This is a genomic window from Hydrotalea sp. AMD (assembly GCF_004100315.1).
Lineage (GTDB): Bacteria > Bacteroidota > Bacteroidia > Chitinophagales > Chitinophagaceae > Hydrotalea > Hydrotalea flava.
This window is the reverse complement of sequence record NZ_SCKY01000001.1, coordinates 97,873-113,615: the sequence shown is the minus strand read 5'-3', so window position 1 is coordinate 113,615 and position 15,743 is coordinate 97,873. Positions and strand designations below refer to the sequence as shown.

Here is a 15,743-nt window from a genome sequence, read left to right as displayed (position 1 = left end):
TCTATGAATTTATGCGTTTGCGAGAAACATTATTCCATCGTATTTAATCGGATTTGAACAGCATTACGGTGCGCATCCAATCCTTCTGCCGCTGCCATTAATGCTACTGATGGGCCAATTAATGCCAATCCATCCTGTGTTAGTTGCTGATAGGTAATTTTTTTTACAAATGAGTCTACACTTACGCCACTATAGGCTTTTGCAAACCCGTTGGTAGGTAAAGTATGATTGGTACCACTGGCATAATCACCCACACTTTCAGGAGAAAATACACCTAAAAATACAGAACCTGCATTGGTAATTTGTTCGGCAATCAGTTCCGGTTGCCGGCAGTGCAGAATTAAATGTTCGGCTGCATAAGCATTTACAAATGCTATGGCTTCCTCCATTTTTTGAAGTACAATACATTTGCTATTATCCAAAGATTTTTTAGCTAATGTTTTACGAGGCAGCATCTTTAGTTGCTTTTCAATTTCCTCCAAGACCAAGGTTACCAATGAAGCATGTGTTGTTACCAACATTACCTGACTATCTGGTCCATGCTCAGCCTGCGATAATAAATCTGCTGCAATAAATGCTGCATTAGCCGTTTCATCGGCCAATACGCATACTTCGCTGGGGCCGGCAGGCATGTCAATAGCAACACCCTCCTGTTGTATCAATTGCTTAGCAGCGGTTACATACTGATTACCTGGTCCAAAAATTTTATATACCTGCGGTATGGTATTGGTGCCGTATGCCATGGCGCCAATAGCCTGTACTCCTCCAATACTGAATACTTTTTTAATTCCAAGTAAGGATGCCGTATATAATATTACTTCATTAACGGTACCATCTTTACGTGGAGGCGTACACAAAACAATTTCTTTACAACCGGCAATTTTTGCAGGAATAGCTAACATCAATAAAGTTGAAAATAATGGCGCTGAACCTCCTGGAATATATAATCCAACTTTATCAATAGGTACTGATTTACGCCAGCATACAACACCTGGCATTGTTTCAATTTTCTCAACTGGTTGTAATTGCTTTTCATGAAATAATGTAATGTTATTGGCCGCAACCTGAATGGCATTTTTAAGTTCAGGTTTTATTTTGAAGCTTGCAGATGCAATCTCAGCTTCCTGCACTGCTATATCTTCCAATAAAACTTTATCTAATGAAAGTGTAAATGAACGTATGGCTGCATCTCCGTTTAGTTTTACTTCTTTTAAAATATTTTGTACGGTAGCCTGTAAACCGGTATTATCAAAAACGGGACGTTGTAATAATTCTTTCCAAACTTGAGGAGCAGGATTTTCAAAAACTTGCATGGTAAAATTTATTTAAATAATCATTTTTTCAATGGGTACTACTAAAATGCCCTGAGCGCCGGCATTTTTTAATTGTTCAATAATATCCCAAAATTGATTTTCACTTAATACACTATGCACACTACTCCACCCTTGTTCTGCCAAAGGCAGTACCGTTGGGCTTTTCATACCCGGCAACAAAGCAATGATTTCAGTTAATTTATGGTTGGGTGCATTTAATAAAACGTATTTGTTATTCTTAGCTTTTTTTACTGCCTGTATACGAAACAATAATTTGTTCAGTAATTGTTGTTTGTGCTGTGGCAATTGTTCATTTTGAATTAATACTGCCTGTGAATTTAAAATTACTTCCGATTCTGCCAATCCATTCATAAATAAAGTTGAACCGCTGCTTACCAAATCACAAATAGCATCTGCTAAACCAATTCCCGGCGCAATTTCAACACTGCCGCTAATTTCATGTATTTCGGCATCGATATTTTTTTGTTGTAAGTATTGTTGTAATAAAACGGGATAACTGGTTGCAATTTTTTTACCCTGTAAATATTCGGGGCCTGCATACACATCACCTTTTTTAACGGCAATAGACAAACGGCATTTACCAAATCCTAATTTTTCAACCACCGCTACTTTTTTATTTTTTTCATATACCACATTTTCACCAACAAATCCAATATCTGCAACAGCATCTTCTACATATTGCGGTATATCATCATCTCTCAGAAAAAATACTTCAATCGGGAAATTACTTGCTTCGGTTTTTAATTTATTTACACCATTGGTAATATCAATACCACATTCTTTCAATAATTTCATTGAATCATCATGTAGTCTTCCACTTTTTTGAATAGCCAATTTTAATTTTTCGTTTTGCATATCATTTTTGTTTTTCACCTATTTGTCAAGGTTTGTAAAATAAAAAAAGCTTACCGGAGTAAGCTTCTAATGTTATGGAAAGTATAAACACAAAACATCATCTGCTTACAAAGGTGGCAGTGTATGATGATGCATGTATACGTTATTTAAATTCATTTGTTTTTTATTTCGCTGCAAAGCTAAGGCATTGATTGGAATAGAGAAATTTTTTTTTGAAAAAACTCAAACACCGGTGTTATAAATTGAACAATAACCATTGCAATGAATGATAGTTGCAAAATATAGCAATCTTATAACAAGATATTTCAATTTATTCAATAAATTTGTAAGGAACCATTAAAAATAAAATTTATGAAAGCAAATATTGGAATCAACGATCAACATGCACAATCAGCAGCCAAAAAATTAAACCAGATATTGGCCGATGAATATGTACTATACACCAAAGTACGAAATTGTCATTGGAATATTGAAGGCAGTAATTTTATGGAAATGCACAAGTTTTATGAGGATATGTACAATGGTATTGATGAAATAATTGATGAAATTGCAGAAAGGGTAAGAATGTTGGGCCATTATGCTGAAGGAAGATTAAAAGATTTTTTAGCCTTAACCAACTTATTGGAAGAAGAATATACCAATAACCAAAAGAAACAATTAGAAAATTTGTTGAATGATCACGAAACCATGATTCGCAGTTTACGCAACGATATTGTTTTATTTTCTGACGAATACAAGGATTTGGGAAATGCAGATTTTTTAACCGGTTTGTTGAAAATGCACGAAAAATGGGCATGGTTTGTAAGAAGTTATCTTAAATAAAAGTTGAAGCAATTTTAGCGCATAAAAGCCGGGACACTACCCGGTTTTTTTGTGAAACTACTTTTTATGTGAAGCTGTTTTTTTACCGCGATGCTTGTGTTGGTGGGTTTGTGGTGGGTGGTGCGTAGGTTGTAACATTTTTTTGCGTAACAGATTGCCTAATAAAATAAGGGCAAGTGCAAACAATGCAAACAAAATAATAGGGAAATTAATGTTACCGGTAATGGTAATTTGTATTATAATCCAAATAGCAAAAATAATTCCTTCTGCCATAACAAGAATAGGATGAAATGCAATATGCTGTATGCAGCTCCAGGCTGCAATCAGGCTTCCCAAGCCAATAAAAACAACCAATAACCAACCCGGTGTGCTATAAGATGAAAATGGAGTGCCTTGTAAATCATCGTATGACAATCCTAATGAACGGCCACTGGAATCGTTGATTAAGCTAAATCCAATATACAATGCAGTAAGTGCTGCAATAATTAGTATAGCAATTAAAAATTGACGAATTGTTTTCATATAGCAATACAGTTTTAGTGAATGAATGAAATAATTATTTACATTATTTTATATACCCGGAAATGTTGATAGATAAAGTTACAATCCGTTGCTTAAAATTTCACAAATACTTAGAATTATTCTGTAGTACTATTTTGCTGCAACAAATATTGTATGGTATGTTCAAAATCTTCCTGAAATTTTTTATAATATTCACCTGAACCCGGGCCATAAAAGCCGGTATCTATTTTGGCAACTTTCCCATCTTTACCAATAAAGATAAGCGTTGGAAATACTTTAATGGACTGTAAAGCCGGTAAAGTTTTCTCTGTTTTCAAACTATCATTTACCGCAGCGCCTGTAATTAAAATGGGATATTGTACATTAAACCGATGCTGAAATTTTTCAAGACTGGCTTTTGATCGGTTAAAGTCAGTACTCAATTCATAAGCCAAAGCAATTACTGCAACGCCTTTATCTTTATAGGCATCATAAAACTTACTGAGAAATTGTGTTTCATCCATGCAGTTAGGGCACCAGGAACCCATAATTTGCAAAACCACTACTTTATTTTTAAACGCAGCATCCTGCAAAGAAACCGGATGATGATTTAAATCGGGAAAAGTAAAATGCAATGTTGTTTCACCGGGTTTCATATAAGTGGCAGCAATTGAATCGGGCAATTGTGCGTTTCTGTTTTTAACAGCAGAAAATTTTTCAGTAGCCGTAGCATCAGAATAAAAAAAGCCATTTTTTAAAATGCTGTCGTTTTCAGCAATGGCATGAAAAAGATAAGCATGGCCTCCATCAAAAGTAGAGAGCTTTAATGTATCGCCGGTTACAATTCCGCTCAGGTATCTGTAATCGCCACTGGGTGTTAAGAATGTGCCCGTTATAATATTACCGGTTTGTTTAAATTCGGCAATGGCAGGCCGTAAAGTTCCATTGGGTCTGGTGAATGTTACCTGCCATCTGCCCGATAAATTAGCGGAAGCAGGGCTTGTTTGTTGAAATTTATCTGGTTGAACCGTTGCTGTAAAAGGTAATTCAACAGGTATTGCAGAGGTTCCTTTTTTCCAAACCCCCTGCCATAAATCAGGTGCCAGTACTTTGGCTTTAAACTGCGATTCAAATACGGGCATCTGTATAAAAACAGAATCGTTTCTGAATTGAACACTGTCCACCAAAAATTTATCCGAACCATTTAACAGATACAAAACGGTTTTGTGCTGCAGGGTAGCTAATTGAAAATTAAATACTATAGTATTCCCATCCGGACGTTTCATACCTGCAGTCCAAATACTTTGGGCATTTACTTGTTGTGTAACAAAAAAAGTAATGAAAAGAAAAATTAAAATGAATTTTCGTTGCTCGTTTTGCATTATTGCTTTAATCATTGTTTTAATCATTGATTTGTGTTCAATAAAAATTGCTGCCACCAGAAACCTGAATTTTTGATGGTACGTTGTTGCGTTTTAAAATCAACATGCACCAACCCAAATGGAGCCTGAAAACCTTCTGACCATTCAAAATTATCGGTTAATGTCCATACATAATATCCTTTTATAGGTATTCCATCTTTTTTTGCTTGTAACAGTGTCCTTAAATAACTCTTAAAATATGCAATACGCTGCACATCATGAATCATACCATTGTGCAGTTTATCTTTAAAGCAGGCACCATTTTCAGTTATAATCATTTTATTTACATTCGGATAATCTGCGAACTGTTTTAAAATATTATAAAAACTTTTTGCATTAATTTCCCAGCCTAAATCAGTATGCGGTACTTTACGTTTGGCAGCTTTCACCTCAATAGCCTGCACATAAGGAATCATAGCCTGATGGGCTACCGTAACGGGAAAATAATTTTGAAGGCCGATAAAATCAAAATCAAATTTCATCCTTTCCGTATATTTCCATGCTTTGGTATATAGGTGCAATCGATCCATTAAAATAAAATCATCCGAAGGATAACCCATACCCAAGGCAGGTTCAATAAATAATCGGTTAAATAAAATATCAATTTTTTTGGATGCCACAATATCTTCTTTTTTTTCTGAAGCCGGTACAACTTCACTGCACGAAAATGTGGTTCCAATCATTGCGTCCGGCACCATTGCACGAACAATTCTGCCGCCTTCAGCCTGAGCCAATACTGCATTGTGTACAGCAGCAAAAAATTGTTGTATACCCGATTTTCCTGGTGCATGTTTACCCAGCATATATCCCAATGAGGTAAAGCCCATTGGTTCATTCAGAATAATCCACTGCTTTACTTTGTTGCCATATTCGTGCATACAAACCGTAACATATTTTGTAAACCATTTTAGTAAGGAATGAGAAGTCCATCCACCCTCCTTTTGTAATGCCAATGGTAAATCCCAATGATAGAGCGTAATACAGGGTGTTAACCCTAAAGCAATGCATTCATCTATAACATGATGATAAAAATGAATTCCTTCTTTATTCACAGAACCGGTTCCATTCGGTATAATTCGGCTCCAGGAAATTGAAAAACGAAATACTTTAAATCCCATCTGTTTTACCAACTGCAAATCATTTTTATAACGGTGGTAAAAATCGCAACACTCATCAGGTTTGGCATTCCCCTTAATTTTTCCGCTACGAATTGCAAACTGATCCCAAATGGAAGGGCCGCGTCCATATAAATTATGAGCACCTTCATTTTGTGCGGCTGCAATGGCAATGCCCCATAAAAAATCAGAACCAAAATCAGCTGCATTGAACGATGTAGATGTAGGTGTATACATATTAGTTTGAATGTCCTAAAATTCCATGATTATTTTGATATACACATTAAAATTTGATAAAAATAAATCAAACGTTTGTTTAAATCAAACATTTGTTTAAAATTTGCATTTTAATAGTTACACTATGAGTATAGACAAGAAGGAATTGATTATACAAACCGCCATTTCCCTTTTTTCAGAAAAGGGATTTGAGGGCACTTCAATTCGTGATTTAGCACAGAAAGCAGAAGTGAATCTTGCTATGGTAAACTACTATTTTGGTTCAAAAGAGAAATTGTTCGAAGCCATAGTAGAAGAAAAGGTTCGTTATATAAGGGGTCGTATTGAGGATTTGGAAAATGATAAAAACCTTAGTGAAATTGAAAAAATTGATTTAATTATAGAAGCTTATGTAGATCGCTTTTTATCCTATCCAGATTTTCATAAGGTGATGGAACAGGAAATGCTGGTTTCGCAGCGAAAAGATTTGCATAAGAAAGTGATTGAAATAGTAACGCAGAACATCAACAATTTTACAAAAATTATTGAAAAAGGTATTCGAAAAAAAGTATTTAAAAAGGTAGATGCTCCTCTCCTTTTTGCCAGCATTATCGGTACCATTAATCAGGTACTGAAATCGAAACAAATTTGTTGTGTATATATTTTCAGAGAAAGTAATAAAGATTTTAATCCTTACTCCGATGAACATTTTAGGAAACGACTCGTTACACACATTCAACAAATGGTTCATTCTACATTATTACAATCATAAAAAATAAATCATCAAAATACATGGAACAGCAAGCACAGGAACAAAAGAAAAAATCACCCATCAGATTAATTATACTCATTGCGGTTTTATTGATAGCAGGGTATTTTATTTTCGATAAAATAAAATTTGCACTAACCCATGAAACTACCGACGATGCTCAGGTTGAGGGGCAAATTACCCCTGTTTTACCCAGGATTTCAGGTTATATTAAAACATTGTATATAAGAGATTATGACAGTGTAAAAGCCGGACAATTGGTAGCAGAAATTGATGATGCAGATTTATTGTTGCAACTGAAAGAAATGGAGGCTACTTTGGCTCAAACAAAAATAGATATTGTAAATGCCAGAGCTACTTTAAATAATGCATTGGTTACTTTAAAAGTAAACAAAGGGAATATTGACTTAAGCGAATTAAGACTGAAGAAAGCGCAACAGGATTTGAATAGAGATAAAAATTTATTTGTAGCTGAAGCCATTACCAAAAAACAATTAGACGACACACAGTACAATTATGAAACAGCACTTCAGCAATATCAAAACTCGCATAGAGATTATAATGCGGCCGATAGCAGACTGGCTGTGTTAAGAGCATCAGTTGAAAAAGCCGAAGCATCTATTGCTGTGCAACAAGCAAAAATTGACCAACAAAAACTTAAATTAACTTACACTAAAATTTTTGCGCCACAATCGGGGAAAATTGGCAAACGAAATGTTAGCGAAGGCCAGTTTGTGCAAGAGGGCACCCCATTGTTTTCGATTGTTGACAATAGTACTTATTGGGTAGTGGCCAATTTTAAAGAAAACCAGCTTCGCCATTTATATAGGGGCAAAAGAGTTGAAATTAATATAGATGCTTATCCGAATTTAAAAATTACAGGAACCATTGCCAATTTAAGTGATGCTACAGGTGCCAAATTTGCCTTGCTTCCTCCAGATAATTCTAGCGGCAACTTTGTAAAAGTTACCCAACGTGTGCCTGTTAAAATAAATTTCGACAATATTGATCAATTCAAAGATTTATTGAGGGCCGGTTTAAGTGTATATGTAGTTGCTAATAACAAATAAAAAAAATTCATGGCTACACCAAAAGGATTTGCCCGTACCATTATTGTGTTAACTACCGTTACAGCAGCCGTAATGGAATTAATTGACACATCTATTGTAAATGTGGCTTTAAATGATATGAGTGGAAGTTTGGGCGTAAGTATAGAAGATATTAGCTGGGTAATTACTTCTTATGCCATAGCAAACGTAATTATTATTCCCCTAACCGGATTTTTAGCCGAATATTTTGGCCGTAAAAATTATTATCTGGTATCCATGATCATTTTTACAGCAGCATCGTACATGTGCGCCCAATCTTCCTCGCTGGTTGAAATTATTGCTTGGCGCTTTGTGCAGGGCATTGGAGGTGGAGCGCTACTATCTACCTCCCAAGCCATTTTATTTGATGCATTTGAACCACAGGATCGCCCAATTGCTTCCGGATTGTTTGGGATGGGTATTGTACTGGGGCCAACGCTGGGGCCAACACTTGGCGGATATATTATAGACCACGCTTCCTGGCCTCTGATTTTTATGATTAATATTCCTATTGGCATTATTGCTACCATGCTTACTTTCTACTTTATTGAAAAAAAGGAAGGCGAAGGGAAAAAGAAAAAATCCATACATATCGATTACAACGGTATACTATTGCTGGCAGCAGGTATTGGCTGTTTACAATTTGTATTGGAACGGGGTGAAGCAGATGATTGGTTTAGTAGTTCTGCCATACGTATATGTTCTGTTATTGCAGTGGTAGGTATAATAGGCTTTATTATTTATGAGTTAAGTATTAAAGAACCTGCTGTTAATTTAAGGGTATTGGGTAATCGTAATCTGGCATTTACCACCATTTTTACTTTCGTTGCAGGATTGGGATTATTTACTTCTGTATTTGTATATCCGGTATTGGCACAACGTATATTGGGTTTTACTGCATACGATACCGGCATTTCACTACTGCCCCCTACACTTGCTGCTGTCGTAATGCTGCCCATTGTAGGAAAAATAATGAGTAAAGGCGTATCACCCATTCCATTTGTTGTAGCAGGTTTTTTACTGTTTGCAGCTTATAGTGTATTAACCTCAGAAGTAAGTTCGGATGTAGGTAAATGGGACTTCTTTGTACCATTATTATTGAGAGCAATTGGCATTTCAATGGTACAATTACCACTTATTAATCAGGCAGTAGCCGGACTTGAACCCAAAGATTATGCTGCAGGTATTTCATTAAATAATATGATCCGGCAATTAGGTGGCGCATTTGGTATTGCCATGGCCAACAATTATATATCACACCAATATGCACAACACAGGAGTGATTTGGTAAGTAATATGCCATCAGGTTCTCCTTTACTATTACAGCGTGTGCAAATCATTGCACAGGATTTAATCAGTAAAACAGGCGCCAGTTTACAGGATGCAACCCATCAGGCTTATGGTTTTATCAATGCTTCAGTAGAAAGGCAATCCTATTACTTAGCTTATCTGGATACGTTTAGATTAATTGCTATATTTTTTGTAATGGTAATTCCTTTAGTGGCATTTTTAAGAGTAAAAAAACAAAATGCAGCAGAGAAAGCAGCGATGATGAAAGCAGCCAGTGAAGCGCATTAAGTCAACATCCAGTATTGTTTAAACGTACCATAACAATTGAATTAAAATAAGGAAAGATGAAAAAATATAATTTTTTAATATTATTTACTTTAATAGCTGTTTTTTGCCAGGCACAAGTGCAGGTAAACACAGAATTAAAAAATTTGATTAATCAATCTTTTACTTTTTATCCCAAAGTAAAAGAAGTAAATAATACCATTAGTACTGCACAACAAAAATTAGAACTTACCAAACTGAATAATATGCCGGAAATTACCGGTAATGCCAGTTATGCATATGTACAACCAAAAATCACCATCCCATTAGGTGGTACCGATTTTCAGTTTGCGCCTGTTAACAGTATGAATGCCAGTATGAATGCGCAATATGCATTATTTGATTTTGGAAGATTGAAAGCCAATATTGAAAAATCGAAAGATGAATTGCAAACTGCCACACATAATCTTGCAAATGTAAAATCGCAATTAGCCAATCAGGTTTCCATTATTTATTATAATATGGTTTATTTGAAAAAAGCAATTGCAATTCAGGATAGTGTTTTAAAGTTTTTAAATGACAATAAAAAAATAGTAGATGCAAAATTAAAAAATGGCGATGCACTTAAAATTGATGTAATGAATATACAAGCCGCAATTGATAATGAACAAAACAGAAAAGTTGATCTTCTAAATTCATTACAAAAGCAACTAAATTTACTGGCATATACTACCGGCACCAATTTTGAAAATGGAACAACATTCGATTTTGATTTAACAGCTACCAATAATATTGATGATTTAATCAGCATTGCACAAGCCACCAATATGGATTTTGTTATTATGAAAGATAAAATAAAAGAGGCTTTAAGCGATGTAAATATTGCCAAACTTTCCAATAAACCAATAGTAGGTTTACAGGCAGCAGCAGGTTACAAAAATGGATATGTTCCTGAAGTTGAAAATCCCCGTTTTAATTATGTTGCAGGTGTTGGAATCACCATTCCTATTTATAATGGCGGTAAAACCAAACAGCAGGTTAAACTGGCACAAAATATTGTAAAACAAAATGAATTGGCACAGGAAACATTAAATAATAATTATCGAAAAGATATACAGCAAGCCCTTACCGATATTAAAAGTAATATGGAACGAATTCAAAATACAACCGGACAAATTGAAGAAGCTGTATATGCAGAAAAATTAGCCGCTTCCCGGTTTTTAAATGGTACAGGCACCAATTTAGAGTTAACCAATGCCAGTACCAACGTGCAAAGGGCTGCTTTAACCAGATTGCAATATGAATACCAATTATGCCTGGCTAAAATTGAATTAGCACGATTAATTGGCTATAAGTATTGGTAATTTTTTTATAGTTGGGTTTTGGTGAATTACGGGGCTGTATTCTTACAGCCCCTTTTTATAACTGTATCAAATTATTTTGCATCGAACCAAATTTTTGTTGTATCATTTGGATTTGCATTGTAATTAATAAAAATCTCATCGCCTTTATTAATTTTTTTTACAGTAGTAATCGTCATTAATGCGCTTTCAAAATCCATCGTATAATCAGCATTAGCATCATAATCATGATTGTATAAAGATAGATAGCCTAACCCTAATGCTGCCAGCTTCCGCGACCTACCCCACTCAAAAATGTAATTATATAACAAAGTTTGCTCTACAATCAAACGTTCCTGTTTACTAAAAACCAACACCGGTGAAATTTCAATAATGGTTCCGGATGGTATAACGGCTAAAGCAAATACTCCTCTCCCTCCTTTTGGGGAGGGTGCTATGATTAAATCTGGTAATATCATTTCTTATTCACTAATGCAGGCGAAGTTAGCAGAATTCAGTATCTCAAATTTTTTCTTCCTCTGTTAAAGGCTTAAATTGCAATATGGCTGAAATTTCAAAAAAAAATATTTCCAAAGAAGACCAATTCTTGCATTATTTGCAATCTGATAACAAAGAAGGGCTTTCCTATTTTTTAAATAACCTGCATATCAGCGATGTTGTTGAATTGGTAAACCAATTTCCGGATGAAGAGGCTACCATCCTCTCTAACATGTCTATTCACCGAGCCATCAATGTTTTTAAAATTTTAGATATTGCGCAACAGAAAGACATTATTAAAACCTTACCACCTGCCAAAACTGCTGAATTACTGAATGAATTGCCACCCGATGACAGAACTGCTTTTTTAGCAGAATTGCCCAATCATATTATTCGCGATTTAATTAAACTACTCAATCCAGAAGAAAGAAAAATTACATTGGCTTTATTAGGTTATCCGGAAGATTCTGTAGGCCGCTTAATGACACCCGACTATGTGTATGTATATGAATACAATACCATAGAAGAAGTTTTTGCTACTATCCGAAAATTTGCCAAGAATAGCGAAACCATTGATGTGATTTATGTCATTAACCACAAAGGGGAATTATTAGATGATATACGTATTAAGGATATTTTATTGGCAGTACCCAACGCTTTGGTTTCAGAAATTATGGATGGAAGAGTCATTACATTGAATGTACATGACGATCAGGAATATGCCGGTAAAATTTTTAAAATGAATAACCGGGTAGCTTTACCGGTAGTGGATGACAATAATATTTTATTGGGTATTGTTACCATTGATGATATACTTTGGGTAACCAATGAAGAATTTAGTGAAGACATACAAAAAATAGGTGGAACGGAGGCATTAGATGAGCCTTATTTGGATATCTCTTTTTTAAAACTCATCAAAAAAAGAGTAGGATGGCTTATCGTTTTATTTTTAAGTGAAATGCTAACTGCAACAGCGATGGCCTATTTTGCCGATGAAATTGAAAAAGCTGTTGTTTTATCCATATTTGTTCCACTCATTATGTCGAGTGGCGGCAACAGCGGCTCGCAGGCCTCTACCCTTATTATTCAGGCAATGGCAGTGGGCGAAGTTTCTTTAACCGACTGGTGGCGGGTAATGCGCAGAGAAATTAGCAGTGGAATTATTTTAGGAAGTATCTTGGGACTCATTGGTTTTATCAGAATTGCATCCTGGCATGTTTTAATGCAGCATGGCATTATTCAGAACTTATATGGTACCCACTGGTTGTTAATTGGATTTACGGTTGGGGTAAGTTTAATTGGAGTAGTTTTATGGGGAACCCTATCCGGCTCAATGTTGCCTATGCTGCTTAAAAAATTGGGGGCCGACCCTGCAGTTTCTTCCGCGCCTTTTGTGGCAACATTGGTGGATGTTACCGGTCTGATTATTTATTTCAGTGTAGCCTATCTTTTTTTAAGAGGCATATTATTGTAACAGCTTATACAATTCCATATAAACTTCCGCCTTTTGCAAAAATCGGATCGATTTTTTTTTGGATTTCCGGCAATACTTCAACCGGAGGAGCATGATGTGGTTTAATGCGTGCATCAATTACCAATGGTCCTTTGCAACCCCAATGTTTGTTTTCAATAAAGGCACCAATACCATGTATATCATGCGATGGATTGGAACGCGTAAAGGTAACCCACAAAAAATTGTTGAGGGTAGCCGCAGTAAATACACTGCTGTCACAGAATACAATACAAGCCACATCAGACAATGTATTCCATCTCTCTTTGAGTTGTGTTTCTAAAATTTCTAAAGTTTGTTTTGCTGCATCTGTATCTGTATAAGGCTGTGCTGTTATGGCAATAACCCCGGGTATTACCAGTTGCGCATTTTCAAAAGAATGGAGTTCTTTTAATTGAACAGGCACCTCAGTGCATAAGCGCCTAATTGGATTTCCGTATGCAGCAAATACTACCTTACTGCCTTTGTTGAATCCTGCTCCGCTGTAATCCAATGTATCAATACTGGTATTGGTATAAAAATGCACATCCCGGGTAAAATCAATTCGCTCCATTACAAACTGCATAAATTCAGGTACGTTAGATGTAGTTAACTGTTTGGTATCATCAGCAGTAATGAATAAAAATTTAGCCAGACTCAATTGGCCGGTTCCCAAAATATGATTGGCAATGGTTAAAATTTCCGCAGGCTCTCTGGCAGGATTAAATGGCGTATATCTTTCGCTGCCAATAGCCAGCAACAATGGATGTACACCTGCAGCATCCACTGCATGAATTTCACGCACACCCGGAATTTCCTTTGTAACAGCATTACCGGTAAGTTCATGAATTAATGCTCCAAAACTGGTATCTTCCTGTGGTGGCCTGCCTACAACCGTAAATGGCCAAATGGCATTTTTCTTTGCAAATACCTTATGCACTTTCATTACAGGAAATGGATGTTTCAAACTATAATAACCTAAATGGTCACCAAATGGTCCTTCCGGTTTGTTTTCTCCCGGCATTACTTCACCCGTAATTACAAAATCAGCATCAGTACTAATGGCAAATCCATCTACATAGGTATAACGAAATCTTCTGGCACCCAATGCCCCTGCAAAAACCATTTCGCTTATGCCCTCTGGTAATGGCATTACTGCTGCCAAACTATGTGCCGGCGGGCCACCCACAAAACAGCTTACTTTTAATGGAACGCCTTTTGCATTGGCTTTTGTTTGATGAATACCAATACCTCTGTGTAATTGATAATGCAACCCAATTTCTTTATTCCATACATAATCATTCCCTGTTAATTGAATGCGGTACATGCCAAGATTAGCATGCATAATGCCAGGTTGTTCAACATCTTCCGTATACACTTGCGGAAGCGTAACGAATGCCCCGCCATCATTGGGCCAGTGCCGTATTAACGGCAAATCACTGATTTGAATTTGATTAGCTAATACCGGCTTTAGAATGGGATTTTTTAAGGGCAATGCTTTCAATGCAGCCCATCCGGTGTATAAATATTTAAAAGGTGATTGTAGTGCTTTAATGGGATTATCTTTCAGCTCAATTAACTGTTGTACCAATTGAAAAGTATCTCGAAAAATAAATTTACTTCTTTCCACTGTTCCAAAAATGTTGGAAGCAGCTCTATACGGTGTACCCTTTACATTTTCAAACAACAATGCCGGCCCACCTGCAGCATGCACTCTTAAATGAATAGCAGCCATCTCCAAATTGGGGTCTACGGCTTCTTTAATACGCACTAAGTGACCATTTTTTTCTAAATCATTGATGCAGGCTTCTAATGTGGCATACGACATAACAGTAAGAACAATTGCTCTTTTACAAAGTTCTATGCGAAGTTACTGTAGTTTTCAAATGAACCATACAGTAATTCAACTTCTTTACTTTCAACATAATTAAAGAAAATATTCAATACTGACCAATATTGCGGCATTGCATTTTTTATAATTACTTTGCATAAAATAACTCAGTTGTATGAATACACGGTTAAGTGTCAATATTAATAAATTTGCCACTTTACGCAATGCCAGGGGTGGCAATAATCCCAATGTAGTCAAAGTAGCTATCGATGCACAGCTTTTTGGTGCAGAAGGTATTACTGTGCATCCGCGACCTGATGAACGGCATATTACTTACCAGGATGTGTTGGATATTAAAAAAGTAATTACTACTGAATTTAATATAGAAGGAAACCCATCTGAACAAAAGTTTGTTGAGCTGGTGCTGGCTGCTAAACCAGATCAGGTAACATTAGTACCCGATGCCACAAAACAATTAACCAGCGACCATGGCTGGGACACGATTCAACACAAAGATTTTTTAATAGATATCATCGGCACATTTAAAAAGGCAGGAATCCGGGTATCAATTTTTATAGACCCGGATTTAAAAATGGTAGAAGCCGCAGCCAAAACCAATACCGACAGAATTGAATTGTATACAGAAATGTATGCCCGTGAATTTGCTGCAGGAAAAAAGGAAATGGCTATTCAACCTTATCAGTCAGCTGCAAAATTAGCGTCCACCTTAGGTTTGGGTATTAATGCAGGGCACGACTTAGATTTATATAACCTTCACTATTTCAGGCAACATATTTCGCATTTGGATGAAGTGAGCATTGGCCATGCCTTAATTTGCGATGCATTGTATTTGGGTTTTGAAAACACCATTCAACTATATAAACGGCAATTACAAATTGCAGTATAAAAA

Annotated in this window: 14 protein-coding genes; 7 read left to right on the top strand and 7 right to left on the bottom strand. The window is 35.9% G+C overall.

What is annotated here, in order from left to right; translation table 11 throughout:
• Nucleotides 1-29: 29 nt before the first annotated feature.
• Nucleotides 30-1,313 (bottom strand): histidinol dehydrogenase, encoded by a 1,284-nt coding sequence (hisD, locus tag EO766_RS00495; RefSeq protein ID WP_074420344.1) that lies wholly within the window; start codon nt 1,311-1,313, stop codon nt 30-32.
• A 12-nt stretch (nt 1,314-1,325) separates the two neighbouring features.
• Nucleotides 1,326-2,189, bottom strand: coding sequence for an ATP phosphoribosyltransferase (gene hisG, locus EO766_RS00490; RefSeq protein ID WP_074420348.1), 864 nt, complete (start codon nt 2,187-2,189; stop codon nt 1,326-1,328).
• 351 nt (nt 2,190-2,540) lie between these two features.
• Here hisG and EO766_RS00485 point away from each other — a divergent pair, with 351 nt between their 5' ends.
• A complete protein-coding gene (locus EO766_RS00485) occupies nt 2,541-3,011 on the top strand; it encodes a Dps family protein (RefSeq protein WP_074420856.1) in 471 nt (156 codons plus the stop codon).
• Between the two features lie 57 nt (nt 3,012-3,068).
• On the opposite strand, the gene EO766_RS00480 is transcribed toward EO766_RS00485, so the two are convergent.
• The 3 genes from EO766_RS00480 to EO766_RS00470 form a co-directional block, all read right to left on the bottom strand.
• Nucleotides 3,069-3,533 (bottom strand): hypothetical protein, encoded by a 465-nt coding sequence (locus tag EO766_RS00480; protein WP_074420857.1) that lies wholly within the window; start codon nt 3,531-3,533, stop codon nt 3,069-3,071.
• A 116-nt stretch (nt 3,534-3,649) separates the two neighbouring features.
• The gene (locus EO766_RS00475) at nt 3,650-4,909 is read right to left on the bottom strand and encodes a peroxiredoxin family protein (protein WP_287100606.1); all 1,260 of its coding nucleotides are present in this window, start codon (nt 4,907-4,909) and stop codon (nt 3,650-3,652) included.
• A gap of 8 nt (nt 4,910-4,917) precedes the next feature.
• The gene (locus tag EO766_RS00470) at nt 4,918-6,285 is read right to left on the bottom strand and encodes a GH1 family beta-glucosidase (RefSeq protein WP_074420858.1); all 1,368 of its coding nucleotides are present in this window, start codon (nt 6,283-6,285) and stop codon (nt 4,918-4,920) included.
• Nucleotides 6,286-6,409: 124 nt separating this feature from the next.
• Here EO766_RS00470 and EO766_RS00465 point away from each other — a divergent pair, with 124 nt between their 5' ends.
• Genes EO766_RS00465 through EO766_RS00450 form a run of 4 tightly spaced genes read left to right on the top strand, consistent with a single transcriptional unit; the run spans nt 6,410 to nt 11,039 of the window.
• Nucleotides 6,410-7,036: a TetR/AcrR family transcriptional regulator gene (locus EO766_RS00465; protein ID WP_074420859.1), complete on the top strand. Its 627-nt coding sequence runs from the start codon at nt 6,410-6,412 to the stop codon at nt 7,034-7,036.
• A 20-nt stretch (nt 7,037-7,056) separates the two neighbouring features.
• Nucleotides 7,057-8,103 (top strand): HlyD family secretion protein, encoded by a 1,047-nt coding sequence (locus EO766_RS00460; RefSeq protein WP_074420860.1) that lies wholly within the window; start codon nt 7,057-7,059, stop codon nt 8,101-8,103.
• Between the two features lie 9 nt (nt 8,104-8,112).
• Nucleotides 8,113-9,699 carry a DHA2 family efflux MFS transporter permease subunit gene (locus EO766_RS00455; protein ID WP_074420861.1) on the top strand — a complete coding sequence of 529 codons (1,587 nt, stop codon included), beginning with the start codon at nt 8,113-8,115 and terminating at the stop codon, nt 9,697-9,699.
• A gap of 56 nt (nt 9,700-9,755) precedes the next feature.
• Nucleotides 9,756-11,039: a TolC family protein gene (locus EO766_RS00450; RefSeq protein WP_074420862.1), complete on the top strand. Its 1,284-nt coding sequence runs from the start codon at nt 9,756-9,758 to the stop codon at nt 11,037-11,039.
• A gap of 71 nt (nt 11,040-11,110) precedes the next feature.
• Here the strand turns inward: EO766_RS00450 and EO766_RS00445 are convergent, their stop codons facing one another.
• Nucleotides 11,111-11,494 (bottom strand): SET domain-containing protein, encoded by a 384-nt coding sequence (locus EO766_RS00445; RefSeq protein ID WP_068244815.1) that lies wholly within the window; start codon nt 11,492-11,494, stop codon nt 11,111-11,113.
• 83 nt (nt 11,495-11,577) lie between these two features.
• Here EO766_RS00445 and mgtE point away from each other — a divergent pair, with 83 nt between their 5' ends.
• Nucleotides 11,578-12,987: a magnesium transporter gene (mgtE, locus tag EO766_RS00440; RefSeq protein WP_218330427.1), complete on the top strand. Its 1,410-nt coding sequence runs from the start codon at nt 11,578-11,580 to the stop codon at nt 12,985-12,987.
• A gap of 4 nt (nt 12,988-12,991) precedes the next feature.
• Here the strand turns inward: mgtE and EO766_RS00435 are convergent, their stop codons facing one another.
• Entirely contained in the window at nt 12,992-14,830 is a 1,839-nt protein-coding gene (locus tag EO766_RS00435) for a UbiD family decarboxylase (protein ID WP_218330426.1), read from the bottom strand.
• A 178-nt stretch (nt 14,831-15,008) separates the two neighbouring features.
• Between EO766_RS00435 and EO766_RS00430 the strand changes: the two genes are divergently transcribed.
• Complete coding sequence (locus tag EO766_RS00430) at nt 15,009-15,740, top strand: pyridoxine 5'-phosphate synthase (protein WP_218330425.1); 732 nt, start codon at nt 15,009-15,011, stop codon at nt 15,738-15,740.
• Nucleotides 15,741-15,743 lie beyond the last annotated feature (3 nt).

Coding starts and splice junctions, on each gene's coding strand:
- EO766_RS00475 (WP_287100606.1), bottom strand. CDS start 4,909: ATGATTAAAGCAATAATGCAAAACGAGCAACGAAAATTCATTTTAATT.
- EO766_RS00465 (WP_074420859.1), top strand. CDS start 6,410: ATGAGTATAGACAAGAAGGAATTGATTATACAAACCGCCATTTCCCTT.
- hisD (WP_074420344.1), bottom strand. CDS start 1,313: ATGCAAGTTTTTGAAAATCCTGCTCCTCAAGTTTGGAAAGAATTATTA.
- mgtE (WP_218330427.1), top strand. CDS start 11,578: ATGGCTGAAATTTCAAAAAAAAATATTTCCAAAGAAGACCAATTCTTG.
- EO766_RS00435 (WP_218330426.1), bottom strand. CDS start 14,830: ATGTCGTATGCCACATTAGAAGCCTGCATCAATGATTTAGAAAAAAAT.
- EO766_RS00430 (WP_218330425.1), top strand. CDS start 15,009: ATGAATACACGGTTAAGTGTCAATATTAATAAATTTGCCACTTTACGC.
- EO766_RS00455 (WP_074420861.1), top strand. CDS start 8,113: ATGGCTACACCAAAAGGATTTGCCCGTACCATTATTGTGTTAACTACC.
- EO766_RS00485 (WP_074420856.1), top strand. CDS start 2,541: ATGAAAGCAAATATTGGAATCAACGATCAACATGCACAATCAGCAGCC.
- EO766_RS00445 (WP_068244815.1), bottom strand. CDS start 11,494: ATGATATTACCAGATTTAATCATAGCACCCTCCCCAAAAGGAGGGAGA.
- EO766_RS00450 (WP_074420862.1), top strand. CDS start 9,756: ATGAAAAAATATAATTTTTTAATATTATTTACTTTAATAGCTGTTTTT.
- EO766_RS00470 (WP_074420858.1), bottom strand. CDS start 6,285: ATGTATACACCTACATCTACATCGTTCAATGCAGCTGATTTTGGTTCT.
- hisG (WP_074420348.1), bottom strand. CDS start 2,189: ATGCAAAACGAAAAATTAAAATTGGCTATTCAAAAAAGTGGAAGACTA.
- EO766_RS00480 (WP_074420857.1), bottom strand. CDS start 3,533: ATGAAAACAATTCGTCAATTTTTAATTGCTATACTAATTATTGCAGCA.
- EO766_RS00460 (WP_074420860.1), top strand. CDS start 7,057: ATGGAACAGCAAGCACAGGAACAAAAGAAAAAATCACCCATCAGATTA.